General features: G+C 44.5%; 21 protein-coding genes. 17 read left to right on the top strand and 4 right to left on the bottom strand.

What is annotated here, in order from left to right; translation table 11 throughout:
• Positions 1-349 precede the first annotated feature (349 nt).
• The 16 genes from Q7V21_RS15355 to Q7V21_RS15280 all read left to right on the top strand — a co-directional run bounded on the left by Q7V21_RS15355 (position 350) and on the right by Q7V21_RS15280 (position 14766).
• Positions 350-1357 carry a DUF3150 domain-containing protein gene (locus Q7V21_RS15355; RefSeq protein ID WP_304918118.1) on the top strand — a complete coding sequence of 336 codons (1008 nt, stop codon included), beginning with the start codon at positions 350-352 and terminating at the stop codon, positions 1355-1357.
• Between the two features lie 11 nt (positions 1358-1368).
• Positions 1369-3228, top strand: coding sequence for a VWA domain-containing protein (locus Q7V21_RS15350; RefSeq protein WP_304918117.1), 1860 nt, complete (start codon positions 1369-1371; stop codon positions 3226-3228).
• Positions 3229-3358: 130 nt separating this feature from the next.
• Entirely contained in the window at positions 3359-3784 is a 426-nt protein-coding gene (locus tag Q7V21_RS15345) for a CFI-box-CTERM domain-containing protein (RefSeq protein WP_304918116.1), read from the top strand.
• Complete coding sequence (locus Q7V21_RS15340; protein ID WP_304918115.1) at positions 3777-4331, top strand: hypothetical protein; 555 nt, start codon at positions 3777-3779, stop codon at positions 4329-4331. The genes Q7V21_RS15345 and Q7V21_RS15340 overlap by 8 nt, the downstream gene beginning before the upstream one ends.
• Positions 4332-4339: 8 nt before the next feature.
• Positions 4340-4963, top strand: coding sequence for a hypothetical protein (locus Q7V21_RS15335; RefSeq protein WP_304918114.1), 624 nt, complete (start codon positions 4340-4342; stop codon positions 4961-4963).
• Positions 4960-6642, top strand: coding sequence for a type II secretion system protein GspD (locus Q7V21_RS15330; protein ID WP_304918113.1), 1683 nt, complete (start codon positions 4960-4962; stop codon positions 6640-6642). Before Q7V21_RS15335 ends, Q7V21_RS15330 begins: the two co-directional genes overlap by 4 nt.
• Complete coding sequence (locus tag Q7V21_RS15325) at positions 6639-7526, top strand: hypothetical protein (RefSeq protein ID WP_304918112.1); 888 nt, start codon at positions 6639-6641, stop codon at positions 7524-7526. Before Q7V21_RS15330 ends, Q7V21_RS15325 begins: the two co-directional genes overlap by 4 nt.
• Positions 7513-7965 carry a hypothetical protein gene (locus Q7V21_RS15320; RefSeq protein ID WP_304918111.1) on the top strand — a complete coding sequence of 151 codons (453 nt, stop codon included), beginning with the start codon at positions 7513-7515 and terminating at the stop codon, positions 7963-7965. Before Q7V21_RS15325 ends, Q7V21_RS15320 begins: the two co-directional genes overlap by 14 nt.
• Before the next feature lie 15 nt (positions 7966-7980).
• Entirely contained in the window at positions 7981-8511 is a 531-nt protein-coding gene (locus tag Q7V21_RS15315; RefSeq protein WP_304918110.1) for a hypothetical protein, read from the top strand.
• A gap of 5 nt (positions 8512-8516) precedes the next feature.
• Positions 8517-10151 carry a GspE/PulE family protein gene (locus tag Q7V21_RS15310; RefSeq protein WP_304918109.1) on the top strand — a complete coding sequence of 545 codons (1635 nt, stop codon included), beginning with the start codon at positions 8517-8519 and terminating at the stop codon, positions 10149-10151.
• Positions 10152-10169: 18 nt separating this feature from the next.
• Positions 10170-10610, top strand: a complete 441-nt coding sequence (locus Q7V21_RS15305) for a type II secretion system protein (RefSeq protein ID WP_304918108.1) — start codon at positions 10170-10172, stop codon at positions 10608-10610.
• On the top strand, positions 10610-11764 hold the full coding sequence (locus Q7V21_RS15300) for a type II secretion system F family protein (RefSeq protein WP_304918107.1): 1155 nt from the start codon (positions 10610-10612) through the stop codon (positions 11762-11764). Before Q7V21_RS15305 ends, Q7V21_RS15300 begins: the two co-directional genes overlap by 1 nt.
• A complete protein-coding gene (locus tag Q7V21_RS15295) occupies positions 11765-12259 on the top strand; it encodes a prepilin-type N-terminal cleavage/methylation domain-containing protein (protein WP_304918106.1) in 495 nt (164 codons plus the stop codon). It begins immediately after the preceding gene.
• Positions 12252-13349, top strand: a complete 1098-nt coding sequence (locus Q7V21_RS15290) for a type II secretion system protein (RefSeq protein ID WP_304918105.1) — start codon at positions 12252-12254, stop codon at positions 13347-13349. Before Q7V21_RS15295 ends, Q7V21_RS15290 begins: the two co-directional genes overlap by 8 nt.
• A gap of 8 nt (positions 13350-13357) precedes the next feature.
• Complete coding sequence (locus Q7V21_RS15285) at positions 13358-14320, top strand: ATPase, T2SS/T4P/T4SS family (RefSeq protein ID WP_304918104.1); 963 nt, start codon at positions 13358-13360, stop codon at positions 14318-14320.
• Positions 14321-14328: 8 nt separating this feature from the next.
• The gene (locus Q7V21_RS15280) at positions 14329-14766 is read left to right on the top strand and encodes a FimV family protein (protein ID WP_226070176.1); all 438 of its coding nucleotides are present in this window, start codon (positions 14329-14331) and stop codon (positions 14764-14766) included.
• 48 nt (positions 14767-14814) lie between these two features.
• Here the strand turns inward: Q7V21_RS15280 and Q7V21_RS15275 are convergent, their stop codons facing one another.
• On the bottom strand, positions 14815-15246 hold the full coding sequence (locus tag Q7V21_RS15275; protein ID WP_304918103.1) for a hypothetical protein: 432 nt from the start codon (positions 15244-15246) through the stop codon (positions 14815-14817).
• A gap of 15 nt (positions 15247-15261) precedes the next feature.
• Complete coding sequence (locus Q7V21_RS15270) at positions 15262-15390, bottom strand: hypothetical protein (protein ID WP_292404252.1); 129 nt, start codon at positions 15388-15390, stop codon at positions 15262-15264.
• A 269-nt stretch (positions 15391-15659) separates the two neighbouring features.
• Between Q7V21_RS15270 and Q7V21_RS15265 the strand changes: the two genes are divergently transcribed.
• Complete coding sequence (locus Q7V21_RS15265; protein WP_304918102.1) at positions 15660-16145, top strand: hypothetical protein; 486 nt, start codon at positions 15660-15662, stop codon at positions 16143-16145.
• Between the two features lie 14 nt (positions 16146-16159).
• On the opposite strand, the gene Q7V21_RS15260 is transcribed toward Q7V21_RS15265, so the two are convergent.
• On the bottom strand, positions 16160-17227 hold the full coding sequence (locus Q7V21_RS15260) for a tyrosine-type recombinase/integrase (protein WP_304918101.1): 1068 nt from the start codon (positions 17225-17227) through the stop codon (positions 16160-16162).
• A 4-nt stretch (positions 17228-17231) separates the two neighbouring features.
• A partial coding sequence (locus Q7V21_RS15255) for an IS3 family transposase (protein WP_228682929.1) occupies positions 17232-17356 on the bottom strand: 125 nt, incomplete at its 5' end.

Here is a 17356-nt window from a genome sequence, read left to right as displayed (position 1 = left end):
CGGCGGTGCGCCGATTGAAATCATTCGGCAATACATCGAGCAACAGCAAACACCTCATTAAGTATTCAAAGGACGGCGCTGCCGTCCGCGCTATTCATCCCCGCCCTGAACGACGGGGCTTTTCGCGCAATCCGGTAAAATGTGAACCAGTCGCCTTGCATTCATAGCTTTAGAGTAATAACATTGTCGTAACTAGGTTTCTCACTCTTCATTAATTTGAAGAGTAAGAACTGGAACTGGCCCAGCGCAACACATGCCAGTCTCAACTACCCGGACGGGAAATATTATTTCCCATTCGGGGACTAGTATTTCCAATTCGGGTTTTTCTGTTTTTAAGAGGAGAAACCTAATGGAAGTACTAGATCAAACAGTTTGGATTCATATCAATTACCGTACTTGGCAGGGCAAAAAAACCCTGACACGCGATGAGCTAAACCGATATGCCGATCCAGACAAGACCCCACCTGAAGATCTAATCACCCCCGGTACTAAAGCAATTGCAGCTCCTGAGAAGCTGAAGCGTATTAACAGTCTTGGGAAACGTATTCATCGGGAATGTGAAAAGGTCTGTCTCAAAGCGTTTGGTGCTTATGGCACTTCAATCGAAGCTGGTGAATCTTTACTGGTTAGATTGCAGAGTCTGAAAGATGAGCATGAAGCGTTAATCACCGAGTATTTGGATAGCTATGAGCAATCCAATGCTGAATGGATAGCCGAACATCCCGCTTGGGAAGAATGGCTTCGCAATTCCATGATGAGTCGCGGTGAAATTGAGAATCGGTTCAAGTTTGAATTTCAAGCTTACAAAATCACAAGTGGCGGCCAAGGGGCACTGATGAACGATGGTCTTCAACAAGAGCAAAATGGCTTGTTGGGACAGTTGTTATCGGAAATCGAAAAAATGGCAAAAGATGCTTGGGTGACCTCCTTTGAAAATCGGGACAAAGCCGGCCAAAAATCTTTATCGCCCATTCGCACTATCCTGAACAAGCTCAAAACACTGAGCTATATCAGCGGTAAGGTGGATGTAATCATCAAACGAGTTAATGACGTTCTTGACTCCATGCCAAAAACCGGTCCGATTGAAGGTGCCGATCTCTCATCAGTTTGTGGGTTATTAAACCTGTTAGGTTCGTACAGAAGAATGACGGACTTTATTAACCAGGTGCCACAACATCAAAACGATGTGTTGGATCAAGTTGAGGAAGATGAAGACGATTTATTAGTGGCTTCAGAGCAGACACAAACTGTCAGCGAAGAAGTTGTTGATGAGCAGACCGATGAGCAATCAGAAGTTGAAGTTTCCATCCCCTCTAATCCTAAACCTGTAGCGCAACCAGCTGCATTTTGCTTCTAAAGGAGTATGTTATGAGCCAATCTACTTTGGTTAAATCACTCCCCATTGTCGCAAAGGCACTGGGGCGCAACATGGGTGTTCGTGTGGAAGTGGATGCTGGTCATCCACGGACAGACGGTAATGTTATTTATTTGCCGTCTTTGCCGTTGGAAGATCCCGGTGTGGAAATACTGGGACTTGGCTTTATCATCCACGAAGCAGGACACATACGTTACAGCGACTTCAGTATTGATTACGGCCAGTTATCTCCTATTGTGAGAAAACTGGCTGGAATCATGGAAGACATCCGAATGGAGAAGTGCATTATCCGGGATTATCCGGGCGCACCTCAAAAGCTTGCGAACTTAGTTCAAAAGCTTGTCCATGATGGATTCTTTGAGCCAGTCACTACTGATACTTCACCAGCTGGGGCGTTATGTGGGTATTTGCTTCACAAAGGGCGTGCACGGGTGCTTGGTCAATCCGCTTTAGATGACTATGCACAAACCGCGCAGACTATTCTCGAAGGGTATATGACGCCTCTGGCCATGACACGGATTAACAGTGTTATGGCTCGGGTGTCAGGTGCCAGGACTGAAGGTGAAATCGTTGAACTTGCTCGCGAGGTTGCCCAAATTCTGGAAGAGGAGAGTCAACGCACCGCACCACCACAAAATAGTAATCAAAGCCAGCAGCAACAAGCTGGCAATGATTCACAAGATCAAGACCAGACATCTGATCCGAGCCAGAACCAGCAAACCGGTGATGGCGATGATTCAGACCAAGGTTCAGATCAAGGGGACGATGATGCACAAGGCGATGATGGCGATATGCAATCAGGCCATGGTGATGTCGATGCAAATGATGATTCATCATCAAATGCGGGTACAGCGTCCAGCGACGACACATTAGATGCAGACAGTGACACCGGTAACGGTCAATCCTCCAGTTCAACGGGGGATATGTCACAAGAAGCGTTTGATGCAGCCGTGCAAGCCATGAAAGACATTCTGGCCACATCAGAAAGTGACTCAAAGGACTTGCCTGGTGATATCAGTGATGCATTTGAACTACTCATGAAAGATGAGATTCAAGAGGCGGCAAATCAGCGTGGAAATTACGCTGTGAGTATGAAGCCAACTCACATTACTGATCTCATATCTCCGGGCGATCACCAAAAGGCACTCGATGAAGCTCAAGCAGCAACTGCTGCATTGCGTTCCAGATTAGTCCAATTGGTTCAATCCCAAACTAAAGTGAAGCGTAAGACTTCACGGAATGGGCGCAGGCTGAATGACCGAAAGCTACATCGTATAAAGTCAGGTAATTTATCGGTGTTTAAGTCGGCCAGTCGCAAGAAAGCGGTTAATACGGCAGTACAGGTTTTGCTGGATAGGTCAGGTTCTATGCGTGATGGCATAACGATGGCTGCAAGATCTACATTGTCCTTAACGGCTGCAATGAAAAATGTACCTCACTTGTCAGTCGGCGCAGCAATGTTTCCCGGTTCAATGGAAACGGCTGTGACTGTTTTGACAAGGCAAGATCAAACAATGAATCAAACAGCTGGATATTATCCAGAGGTTCAAGTTGAAGGTTGCACTCCGTTGCTACCTGCATTGATCTGGTCAGGGGATAACCTGGTCGCTCAAAAAGAAGAACGAAAAATTCTTTTTGTAGTAACTGATGGCGCTCCTGATGATATGCAAGACTGTATCAAGACGATAAATGATTTGAGACAGGGTGGCATAGAGGTATACGGCATTGGCATCGGCGTTCGAGAAAAGATGATGTCAGCCTTGTTTGGTAATGAGCATGTTTGTATTGAGCATGTGGGAGAACTTGCGGAAGCAACCTTCTCACTGCTCGAAACGACATTACTTGCTGCCTGACACTTGATAGCTTAAAAGCTAGACGTACCAACCATTAAACCCCCGAAAGGGGGTTTTTTTTTATAACCGGCTTGGACCAATATCCGGTTATTCATTGAGCCAAACCGTCAAAACTTTTCTAATGCGAACCATGAAGAAAAAGGCCAACGGTTTTATATCAGCTACCAAGATTGCTCAGCGCAGCTTCTGTGAGAAGCAAGTCGTGCTCGATGAGCATTATGGTCGGCAAGAATCAGACGTTCAAAGACAGCGACGTGAAAGAGGTGACGAGGAACATCTTCGACATCACCTTGAAGCACAGCGTTACGGATCTAGCCGTGATAGCCGGTGTTTCATTGCTACCGAGCTTTATGGCCCCGTTGCAAAAGAAACAGAGCAGCTGAGGCTGTTCCGTGACAGATATCTTCAAAGAAGTTACTTGGGCCGTATTTTCACCAGTGCCTATTACGAGCTTTCCCCAACGGTTGTGCGTTTGATGCAACGCTATCCCCTGGTCAGAAAATTCATTAAACCCATTATCAACTGGATCGTTAAAAAGGTGAGCATCAATGGCTGAAGCCTATTATCTCGCTATTGTTTGCTTGCTCATCCTGTCGCTGTATGGGATTGACGCCAGAAGACGTGAAAAGCGCCGTAAGTTCATTCTCAAAGAACGTATGCCTGCAGAGCTTTCTGAAGGACAGCTGATACGTTCAGAACACTACATTCGCACTGAAGTGCCTCGAAAAATGCATGGGACATTGGATCAGCTCTATAGAGTCCTGTCTGGACTGCATGTGCTGGTGGATAGCAAAACACGCGACAAACATCAGGTATTCATGAAGGACATTGTTCAGGTGTCGGTATACAGAGTCATTTTGAGCCGTATTGGTTTGAAAATGGCTGATTACGCCTATTTCAGGGTGGTGACACCTGATGGCATCGAATATCTCAAACGCAAGCTTCTTGACGAAGCCCAGGTGATCGAAGAGTTCGATAGGACTCAGACGCTCATAAACGGTAAAGCAACCCCTTCAAATGCCCAGCACAAAGCGATGTGCATGAGCTGCCCTCAACAAATTAATTGCGACGACTGGCAGTTTTCAGGCCGCCAGCAATCATAGGAGAAACCATGAAAGCAAAACTGCTTTTACTGCCAATACTCATTGCCACAGGCGCAAATGCTGATGTGTTAATGCCCACTGAGAATAGTGCTAAATACGCTGATAATCGCGTTCGACTCACAGCTAAGTTGCAGGAGACACCCAAAGCAGCATTACCTAAACCGGGCAGCAATCAAACTGGCAGTCCACTAGAAGACGTAAAACCAAAGACACGTGAGAACAATTCAGCCAAAACCATAACGATTTCAGCTGATGGAACGGCTGTGCCTGCGAGTGAAGCGGTGGCAACAGGGCTTGAAGCGAATCAACAAAAAACTCCATCGTCAGTCCCTGACCGTAAACCAGTCAAGACAGTAGAAGAATTGCCATTGCGCGAGCTGAACGAAGAGATTCAAGTTTCATTTCGTGACCGGCCATTGCCTTCAAGCATTCGCACCTTAACGCCTCCAGGGTGGGTATTAGACCTGCAAATCGACAAAAGCATTGAAAGTACGCTTATCAGCTTTTCAGGTGAAACCAGCTATGCACAGGCACTTAAGGACATTCTTGAGCCACAAGGACTGACCTATCTGGCTTACAGAAACATGAAGCCTAAACCACTGATTGTTGTGACTCATGGAGGCAAGAAATGAAGAATAAATTAGTCTTGGCAAGCATATTGAGCCTTACTGCTTGTGCAATGCCACCTGAAATCCCCGTCAGCACGACGCAAATAGAAGATGTGCCACGCACTCAACAGTTAGCACCGAGAACCAGTAACTACGTCAATATCACTACGTCGCGCAAACAGATATTGGATGAAACCGTAACGATCAACCAGCCACGTATTGCGTTAATAGATGCATTAACACATCCATCTGCATTAACAGCAGCCAACATCGTTGCGCTTGATTCAGGCGTAAATCTGGCAATGAAAATAGGCGTGAGAGCACAAAACTCACGTATTACTGACTATATTCGTCAAATTGAAGGCACAACCGATTACAAAATCGACGTAATCCAAAATAGTGATGGCGTTCTCCTTCAAGTGGCTTCAACCATGACTCAATCATGGAATATGGCAGCATTGTCTGACATGCCAGAAGCCACTACACGATCCGGTTTCTCAGCAACAGCTCAACAGTCATCTGGTGGCGGTGGTGCTGGTGCGATGGGAGGCAGTGGTGCTGGCGCAAGTGGCGGCGGAACAAGCCAAGGGCAGACACAAAGCGCAAGTGGCACAAATATCGTGACCACTCGTCAGGATGAAACATGGACAACTTTGATCGACGATGCAAGGCGAATACTGGGCCTAATCGAAGATGGCCAGTCTGGCTCAAACTCCGGGTCAAACAATAACCAGAACACATTAGTGCCACAGCTCAGAGAAGGTGATGATCCAATCGACTTCCTGAACAATTACAGCAGGGTGCTAGATGATGAAATGAATCCTTTCTTCGATACTCCGTGGGTTGTTGGTAATAAGAGGCTGGGAAAAATCACAGCTTACGGCAAGCCAAGTCAAATCAGACGCCTTGATGAGCACTTTTCAAAACTTGAAACAGACAGTCAGAGACAAGTTCATCTATCAGGCGCGATTTTGGATATCAAGACTACCCGTGGTGAAGGTTATGGCGTTGACTGGAATGCCATTTACCAAAACGGTGATGGGGATCGCACAGTCACGTTTGCAGGAGAGACTACTCAAGCACTGTCCATAGTAGACGGTGGAAACTGGTCTATTGCAGCTTCAATTCCTTTTGGCAATTTGACCTTAAATGCCATCGTCGAATCACTGCGAGAGCAAGGCAGTGTGACTTTGCAAAGCCAACCTCGTCTAACTGTCACAAATGGTTACACGGCATATTTAGGTTCAACACAGGAATTCTCATTCGTCTCTGGCGTAGAGTTCTTACCGTTGACAGCTGGCGGTGATGGAAACGTGGCATCAGATACAGCGATTACAACAACACTTTCACGAGTAAACGTTGGTATCAAAATAGCCGTCACCCCTAAAATGCTAGATGACGGAAAAATACTGGTCGATATCGTACCTATCTTGAGTTCAATTACCGGCTTTACTCCAATCAACTCTGGTGGTGAAGTTTTTGAAACGCCAAATATTGCACTTCAAGAGCTTGCTACTCAGGTTATTACAACAAGCGGAACACCAATATATCTTGGTGGTTTGATCATCAACCGAGTATTACAAAATACGCAAAGATTGCCGATCAAAAATGAAGCCCTGGCAAAAGCTTTAGGCGGTGCCAAGTTTGAGCAAGAAAATAGTGAACTGCTCATCGTCATTACGCCACAGGAAGTAGGCGCATGATATCGGTTAACTCGCCAATCACCATTGAGGGTCGCTCCTGCATCCTGATGCGTGACGTATTGGGTGGTGCAGCTAGTGATAAGTACACCAGTCAAGAACAAGGCAACCTAAAAGTCTGGTATGAAGAGCAATCATTGCGTGACACACGCGACGCTCATCCAAAAACACCGATATATGGCTTTTGGCAAACCTTGATCGCATCTAGGCTAATTGATACCAGCATACCGTTGCAGTACATCTTCACCAGCGAGAGCAAGGATTTTGGTTATTACCTTTATAGCCATGATAACCAGCTTCACACCGGCTCATTATTTCAGAATGAGTTGCAACGTTTGCCCGGAGTCGCAATTCAGGAAGGGATCACAATTGCTGATGGTAAAGAAATCACCGTCAGTATGGAGGATCTTAAATTACCTGTAACGCCACTGCTTACGCACAAAGAACGAGTTGCTGCCGCTGTAACGCTAAAAAAGAAAGCTCAACAGCAAGGTATGTTAGCGGTTGCAATGGTGGGGGGCCTCGCTTTACTGGCAGATACGGGACTGGCACACCACCATAAATCCCACATGAAGGATTTCAATAGAGTCAGCACCGAGCTTCATATCGCTGAACAAGCCCTTGTGTCTGTAAATCGTCAAAAACTTGAAAACTGGCCATTACAGTCAAAAGCTTTAGCAAGTCTTTATCAAGTCAGTAATGCATTTTCAGATAGCAGTATTTCAGGCGAGATCAACTTGTTGCCAACCAAATCCATTGCCATTGAGGTGAATGACTCTCGTGATAACAGAGCCAAGCTAGCCATTCTGGCGGATATGGGAATTGAATCAAAACGACTATCTGCAAACACAACGATTATCCAATGGGTGAACGATGCTTCGCACTAATCCTATCCTTAGAAATTTATCTATTGTTGCTGTTTCATCAGTCCTCGCAGGGTTCTATGTCATGTCTGGTCATGCCACAAGAGACTATCCAGATATAGAAAACCTGAAAATGCAGATTGTGAGCGTTAATACAGAAATTGATGTGGTTAGCCAAAAACCCGACCTGCCATTACTTCCAGATACATGGCAATCAATTAGCGTTATTGCCAGCTCTCATGGTGTGAAAGTTACTCCACTTAAAGATGGAAAAGCTGCAGGTATTACCGAGTTAGAAATACCTGGAGGTACACCTTGGTTCGGCGTGTTGCAGGGTAATAGTAGAAGTGTAGCTATGGCAGCAATGGAAATTCAGAAGGTGGTACCAATCCTTTTTGGAGCCGCCGCACTAGACAATGCAGTAATAGGCCTTGGCTTTGCGGCATTAGGCTCAGAAAACTAAATCTTGGAGGTCGTTATGAGAAATAAATTAATTAAATACCTGATACCAGCATTATTTTTTACAGTTGCTCAGACAGTTTTTGCTGACAGCCAACCCAGTTTAACGTCAGAACAGCTTCGTCATGAACAGGCTTTGACAGAGCTGAGAAAGCAGAAAGAAATTCTCGAATTAAAACATTCTCAAGCACAACTTATACGGGATTGTCATGAAATGGGCATTGATTGTCGCGGTACGAGTTTAGAAATCAAGCCAGACACTATGAATGACCTTACTGCAGAGATTGAACGGCTTAACGTTCCTATGGCTCCAGTTACGATTGATGAGTCTTCATTCTCTATCGACAACATTTCAAGTACACGAAATGTCAGCCCGACACTAGAAGCTATTCAAAATGACAGTGCAAGGCTTAAACATTCAGGTGAAACCCAGTGGGCACTGGTTGGCGATAAGGTTGGTGACTGGGTAATAACGCATATAGATGCAACGAAAGTGCGCATCAAAAATTCCAGAAACTCTACTTCAAAAACCTTAGTTTTAAATTGGTGAACGCTATGACGGGTACAACTGAACTATTTCAACGCATTTTAGAAAAGTTGATCGCACAAGGTGCAACTGATTCTATCAAGTCATCTCACTGGCCAACCCCAGAGACTGAGGAAGCAATTTACTATTCCTTGTTAGAAGAAGGCGTTTCTAATACAGATATTGCTACTGCATTCTCAGAATTAGGTAACAAGCCTATTTTCAGCATTGAAGATGGTGAATTTGACTACCAAGGCGAAGGATGGGGTATTGCAAACGACACCTTATTCATAGTGAATCCTTATGGACACACTATGGAAGAAATGCTGGAAGAACGAATCAAAGGAAAAGTCAGCTTTAGTAAAACCGGCATATTGGTAGGCACCTCGACCATTACATTAACTCAAGCAGCCAGCAAAACAGAGTTAGATAAAAGCATTAATGAAATGATCGAGAGTGCTCTGGAAATCGGTGCCAGTGATATTCATGTCTCACCACGAACACGAAAACATTTATCAATCCAGTTTCGCTCTGATGGTGTGATCAAGCCATATCAACATAACGTCAGCATGGATGAATATCAGGATTGGTCAAACAAACTACTTGGTCGTGCTGGAAAAATTGGCGGGAAGCCAACTAAGCCGCTGGATCTTAAATTCAATTATCACTGGAAAGACAAAGACATTCAGGTTCGACTGGCAGCATCACCAGTAATGAGTGGTGGCGACCCATACTTCTATTTTGTTATGCGTCTTTTGAACCCTACCGGCCAACAAAGACAACTCAAAGATATTGGGTTTCCGAAGGTCGAATATGAGACTTTGAAAACACTTTGTCGCTCTCCAAAAGGCTTGGTCATTGTTACTGGGCCAACAGGTAGCGGTAAGACAACAACACTTTATGCACTGTTACAGCTGATTCAGGAGTTACGCCCCGGTGATTCGATTCAAACCTTAGAAGATCCTGTCGAGGTCGAGCTACCGGGTATTAACCAAACACAGATTAACGTTGCTGCAGGCATGACATTCGCAGAAGGGTTAAGAACTAAGCTTCGACAAGATCCGGACGTGATTCTTGTTGGTGAGCTTCGTGATCTGGAAACAACCAATCTTGCAATTGAAGCATCCATGACCGGTCACTTAGTTCTTGCCACGATGCATACCAACAGTGCGGTTCAAACCATTAGCCGATTAACAAATATGGGCGTCAACCCTTCCACCCTTGCAGACTCATTGCTTGCTGTATCAGCACAGCGAATGGTTAGAAATGTATGTAATGAGTGCTCCACAGAAGAAGAGTTTGGCCAGAATCAAGGTATTGCTGAAAAGTACTCTAGCTTACGTGGGGCACCTCAACTTGGAGAACCAATTAAGGTTGCAAACCATGATGGTTGCTCTAAATGCGATGGGGGCTACACAGGTCGAAGCCTAGTGTCCGAATTAATGATTATTGATCCGTGGACACAAAAGCAAATTCTCGAAGGTACGTCTGCAAATATCATCGAAGAAAAACATCGCAACCATCAATACGCCACGATGTGGGACAACGGTATCAACATGGTCCGACGTGGAAAAACAACTATCAGTGAACTCGAAGCCAGGCTTTCCCCACTTGCAAGCTATGGACAACATTTCACTTATGGCCGTGAAACCAACCTGCTCTAAACTTTGAGGAAATATCGAATGAAACTGAACCTAAAACAACAAGCTCAAAAAGGCTTCACCCTGATTGAACTTATGATCGTCGTTACCGTATTAGCCATTCTTGGCACAATTGGTATGCGTGGTTTTAATGCGTGGGTAGGCGGTGCCAATGTTGACGTTGCAACTTACTTTGTTGAGCGAGATTTTCTTTCTGCTGTTACACAGTGCTACCGAATCAACCGTGGATACTCTAATTGTGACAAGACAGAATTAACCCGTTACGGATTGAGCGACCAGACTGCATGGGACACGTTATGGACGGTAAGTGTTGCAGGGAATACCTTCAGTATCTCTATGCCGGTACCAGATGATGAAGATGGAGCCAATCTGGCCCAACGGTTAAATTCATCTGAAGTTGAGCATATCAATAATGCCTCCTATTCAGGATCTAACGTCACTGTTGAATTGGTAATGCCATAATGCAATTTGTTGTCAATCTTCGACAATTAGATGGCAGCACTCGCCTTGCTTTAATGGAAGCTGAAGATCAGGCTGCTCTTCTTGAGCAGCCAGGGCTTGTAGATGCGATTGAAGGTTCATGGGAAATTCCGTTTGGCTTAAAGTTAGGTTCAAACAAACTCAAACCCGAAGAACAATTACTTCTTGTTGCTCAAGTTGCGACGCTGGTCGATTCTGGTGCCAACATCACTCGCGGCATAACAGAAATAGCCGAAAGTACGCCATTTCTGAAAAAACACATGCAAGACCCCAGAATAGAGCACGCATCACGAATATCAGACTATCTTGAGCTTTTCGGAGTTGATGGTAACGTCGTGTTACTTGTTCGCTCTGGTGAAGAGTCAGGCCGAATGAGTCAGGCCATTAATATGGCGGTTGAAAATATCGAGCAGGATATTGAGCTAAGAAAAGCCACCAGCGCAGATCTAAAGCTTGGCCTTACTTACCTCATTGTTGGTATTTCGTCTATTTTACTATTGAGCTTGATACTGGGTGGACCTGCACAGCAGATCATCGACGTACCTCAACTCAAAGATAATAGTGCAACACGACTCATTGTCCAATTAAGAGCTATGCAAACAGAGCATACGTTTCTTTTTTTGATGGTAATCGTTGGGGCAGTAGCTGGAATTCGCTACCTTTGGAACAATGTCACTGCCTTTCGCAGTATATGGGGAGTACGACAGCTTGATGAGCTATTAAAAGCCAGAAGATCTGCCAATTTCCTAGCCGCGTGGATGCCTCTTTTTGCATCAGGCTTTAGTCCTGACAAATCCCTAAAACTGATTGCAACGAATAACAGCGGCACGAATAAGTTAGCTATTGAGTCGATTATGGAGGGTGTGGAGCAGGGCGCTACAATTCCGCAAAGCCTACAAGCTCAGTATTGGTCACCAAGTTTTATTATCGGCATGAAAGCCTTTGATGCCGCCCATGACGAAGCACGACACAATCTGCTTGTTCGTATCAAAGGCATGCTCATCACCGAAATATTTGTGACGGGTAAGCGCTTCTCAAAACTTGCGCTTCACATCGGGATGATAGCGGCTGTATTTACCGTTTTCCTGATTGCTGCAGGCTTCTATGCACCTATGCTCTTGTCGCGTGGTGGCTAAGTGAAAGGTTATACACTCGTAGAGTTGATGGTTGTCACAGTATTGCTTTCTATTCTAGCGGCAATAGGTGTGCCGGCGGTAAAAAAGGTCATGGACTCTCACCGGGTCTTATCCACTGTCGAAACCATGAAAGCACTCGCTGCTACAGCTGATGTGGCAAGAAGATTACCAGGTGGTGATAACTTCTCAGAAGTTGCTACGAGCGATATTGCAGCACTTCTCAATTCTTATGATGTGAATTCGCTTGGCTTAACTAACACTCCATTACAGACCTACTGGGGAACGAACTACCTAATTACCACAACTGGAAATTATGCCTCCGTCAGTGTTTCGATTCCTTTACGCAATATTAATCCATTCGAGACGATATCTACGGCCACTGGTGCAAGTACTTTAGTAATGGTTAGCCATCAACCACAGGGCACGAATAATTCTGCGGTTGTTAATTCAAGATATAACAAACACCACCTCTATATGGAATCACTAGATGATTGAATATCGCTCTCTACATATGAGGCAATCTGGCTTTACGATAATTGAGCTTTTGGTTGTGATGATGGTCATTAGCATTTTCGCTGCACCATTTGCTTATCAGCACATCCAGAAATTTGAAGAAGATCGGATTGCAATAACAATTGCTGAAGTCAATGACCTCTTTCAGTCAGCACAGAATTATGCAGGAAAGGAGAATGGGGAGTGGCCAAGTGAAGCTGATAACTGCGCTTCAGCTATTACCACGATGAGCAATTCTATTTACCTCCAAGGGTTTAGCGTTCGTTCTCCTTTCGGCACTAATTACACTACTAGCTGTACGACAGGTAATGCGAAAAGATTTATCGTCACTATTGATGCGGTAAATGCAGGCAATGCAGTGCTTTTAGATGCCGATCTCCCAGCAAGTACAGTTACCGGAAATATAGTAACCGTCTCCGTTCCTATGCCATCTGCAATTCCAGCTCTTGAGCATTTACTGCCAAGAGACGGTTCCAGGCCAATGACTGGTGCATTAAATATGGATGATAACAACATCCTCAATGCCAATCGCATAGTGGCTGAAACAGTACTTTTAAACTCTATAGTCACGAAAAATGCAACGTGTTCCACTAACGGTCTAGTCGCAAGAGATAACGTTGGAAATTTACTAAGTTGTGTTAGTGGTCGATGGCAAGGGCCAGAGGGATCACCAGCAAGAATGGTGAGTTATTTTAACGCTTCAAGTTGCCCAGATGGCTGGGTGGAGTCAAATGGAGCGAACGGTACACGTGACGTTCGTGGCACATTCATACGTTCTTTAGACCGTGGAAGAGGCCTTGACTCTGGAAGAACGCTCGGAAGCTATCAAGCAGACCGTATGCAACCAATCACAGGATCTGTTTCTCTTGCTATCGAAGGCAACATGGGCGGTATCGGAAGTACATCAGGCGCATTCACAACAGGCAGCACTGCCTCCCTACCAATCAGAGCCGGCAACCACGGCGGTTCATATGGTCGAAGCTTTATTTTCAATAGTGGGAATCAGACAAGAACCGGTCCTGAAACAAACCCCAAAAACGTCGCTTTATTAGCCTGTCAAAAACAACCCTGAGAATATCCATGAAAGAACAATTTAACGATATCAAGCTATTTGATAAATTCGCGATCCTCAATCATGCCGGCAAACATGAAATATTAACAGAAGGTGATTCTTGGAATGAGCTAAAAGACTTGTATACCAGAATACTAGATGAACACCGTCCAGAAAAGACAATCATGGCAACAGATGCATCTGTCACCTGGAGAGGAGACAGATGGCGCTGTCACATCTTTCACAGCGACCGGGGCTGGGGGTGCGCAATGCGTCGCAATCCTTCAATTATACCTCACCTTCAACACGATCTCGGCTTTGAGCTTGATAAATTATTGTCACTGACTAATGGCTCCGGTCTTATCCTCATTGCCGGCCCTACTGGCGGTGGTAAGACTACAACTATGGCCTCTCTTATCAATTACCTATCAGAACGAGGTGAATTAGGCGATACGGTAACAATTGAAGAACCTATCGAATACAGTCATAGCGATCCACTCATCTGCCAACGTGAAGTCGGAATAAATGTAGGCAGCTTTAATGGCGGAGTACATGAGGCTATGAGGCAATTTCCAAAGAACATAGTTATTGGGGAGATTCGTCATCCCAGCACTGCAGAAGCTGCAATTCAGGCTGGATTAACAGGTCATCGTGTATTTGCAACACTTCATGCAGAAAACATTCATGAAGTCGTGACCAGAATGTTTGCCTTACTAGACGATCAGCATGATGAATTACTTCCCCAAGCAATGCAGGGGTTTATTTGTCAGCACCTAGTTCATGGAATCAGTGGTAAGACGCACTGTATTTACGAAACGTTAGAAGCAACTCCCCAAGTTCGCAGTATCCTCGCTCAGGGTGCTTCTGCATTACCACGGCTTAACCATGAAATGTATCAGCAACGCAGAAAATCGCTCTCGGAACACGCAAAGTCACTTGTAGTTTCTGGCCAACTTCAGGTTGAAGAAATTGCTCGTTGGTCATCAGATTAGGATAAACAATGAGTATTAGAACTAATTTTATAAGTTTTCTTTTAACTGCAGTTCTGGCAACGCCAGCGATTGCACAGACCTATACCGTCAAAAGTGGCGATAGCTTATGGAAAATAGCTGAAAAAACAAAAGCACAGAATGTGACGGTTCATCAAATGATTGCAGCGATACATGAAAGCAACTCATCTTTACTGGGTGCTGATATTGCAAGCATCAAGCCAGGTATGGAATTAATTATCCCAGACGAAGCGTCTGTATCTAACGCAGACTCCAAGCATGCCACACAATTACTAGCTGGCACTGTTAGTCAATCATCGACATCCACAAGAACTGCACGAATTGATTCCATACAAAAGCAAATTAGCCGGATTGAATCTGAAATCAACGAGACAATCGAATCTCTTTCATCAAGTCAAGAAAGCTTCAAAGCAATGGTTTCGCAGTAGGAGAAAGGACTGAGAAAGAGTTAAACAATCATGCCGGCCTTATGCTTTTCATAAGGTCGGCATTTTCTTTTTATCATGCATGAATGCCGAAATGATTTGAATCGGTGGAATATCAAAACTACCAGCACTTAAACAGATACAGTCCGTTCGGGGAGTTTCACGGCCCTGGAGTGCATCCTGATAAAGATCCAAATAATCTTTGTGATGACCGCCAGTTTTTGCCACTATTCCCTCATCATATCCCTCATTCAGCTCAACACGAGCCATTTCAAACGCTTCCATCAACGTCAGCAGCTCATTATCCACCAGCAATAAATCACTGTATGAATTGATTGATTCGAGTTCTGCAAGATAGGGTTCAAGCGACTTTACGGCCAATTCGACATTCTTTTGCAGTCTTTCACAGTAGCTGGCCATTGAATCGGAAGGTTCTGTAAACCAGGCTTCATCATATTCAGAATATCCAAGTGTGCTTTCCATAATCATCAACCTGGACTATGGAAGCTGTGCTTCAATTTGTGCAGCACGTTTGCTTTGAATATCCGAAAAGCTATCAGCGGTACCGGCAGCAAACGTGGATGTGATAATCACCATTGCTGCAATAAAAATAATAAGTGTTTTCATGGGGAATGCCCTCGTAAAAGAAACTAATTACGGGGCAGATATGAATGTCACACAGGGACAAAGTATCTGTCCCGTGCGGGTTGAGCTATAAAAAGCCCAAAAACAAAAAAACCGCATGCAATGTTATTGCTGTGCGGCTTTCGTTATCACCATCCACCTTAGTGGGTAGGCAAAGCGCTCTAATTCAATAGAGAATGATTTAATGATATGCTCAGTAAACTAAAAGGTCAATTATCATCACTTCCAAATGATCATTAATAGGGATGTTTATGTTTAGATTTACTCTTTTTTCCATTGCTATTATTTTTGCCAATGCGTCAGTAGCCGATGAGCGATCAGATGACAGCAGTCCTTGGAAAGCTTACAAGCAAGAAGATTCATTCACTGGTAACAAGTGGTGCTATGTAAGGACCAGTTACATGAAAGATTCAGAAGGTAATTACATGCGGGATATAATTCTACCCACCAATCAGAGAGCAATGAATAAACGAGGGGAATTCATTGACCTAAATTACAACATCTCATTGGGGCTGATGGGTACCATGAAAAAAGGTGTACAAGCGAACCTTGATGGTGTTCTTGTAGACATGGACAACAATATAGAAAGTGTTATTGAGACATTATCGACTGGAGAACAATTGAAAATCAGGTTTGAGTGGAAAAGCCAATACCTTGGAACGGTTCAAGAGACTCACACGATAAAGTTGGATACATTCTCCGATGCCTGGGCTGAAGCTACAGCGATGTGTAATTGATCACCTTAAATATCTCATTCATCTGAACGACTTCTACCTCTTTTCTTGGACATTGCTGCCATTGCACCCTTTTTCACATTTAACCTACTCGCATATCGGACCGGCATAGTAGCTGACTTCCAACCTCCAGCAACCATCATTGCGGGGAGATCAGCTCCATCAACCAACAGTTCCTGAGCTGCACCCACTCTGGTTGAATGTGCAGAGACATCTTTAAAAGAATATCCATTTCGTTTCGCCAGATTCTTGAAAATACGGGCAATACGGTCTTTATGCATTGAATCTAGCACATGGTTACCAGCCCCTACTGATCTAAATAGAAGACCACTCTCAATATGCGCTTTGTTGCACCAATCATTAATGAGATCCACAGTTTCAGCAGAAATATAACGATGACTTCCTTCACCGGCCTGGTCAGTCTTGTGCCATCCAATATAGACACTCCCACTGCCATCATGATCGAATTGAAGATGCTCAAGCTCTATCCTTACTAATTCAGAGCATCGCATCATCGTGTCGAAAGCCACTGATATGAGAGCTTTATATAATGTGTCTCTCAAATCATCACCGAGACTGTCGATAATATTGTCCAGCATCTCGTATTTAATTGGAGCAGCTTGACGTTGCGAGCGAGAACGAAACCTTAATGCCACCGACTTTAGTGCCATTGAGACTCTTTTGGTAGAGACAGGATTTATTGCGTTGTGGCCATAACTGTAATCTCCTGTGACATCACGCACAGCATCCAAACCAATGTCGTGAAAATATTTTATGGAAGTCATATATCGGGATACCGTTGCCACAGCCTTGTTTTGCTCTGTGGCCATCACCTTTCGCCCTTTTTCTTCGATAAAAATCACTTCACCCGTTTTAGGATCGCACTTTGGCTTTGTGGCCATATCCCAAATAAACTGTTCCAGTTGTTCCGGTGTTGCAGGTATTGCACGAAATTCATTATGATCACACCAGGCTTTATAAATCTTGAAATCGGCAGCACGCGCCCGATTGGTATTTTCAGCAAAAGCATTTTGATAAATCCGTACACGTTCTTCGACCTGATCATGTAGCTCTGGGTTTCCCACAAATTCACGGACACATAGTTAAGCCCGTATAGCCTTTTTCAAATTCTACCGGACTAATTCCGCCTAATGTCGAATGACGACGTTTCGGGTTATAAAAACGTTCAATGTAATCGAATACATCCGCCCGAA

It is taken from the genome of Methylophaga sp., from assembly GCF_030651745.1.
Note: the sequence above shows the minus strand (reverse complement) of the source record. Positions and strands in the feature narration are given on the sequence as shown.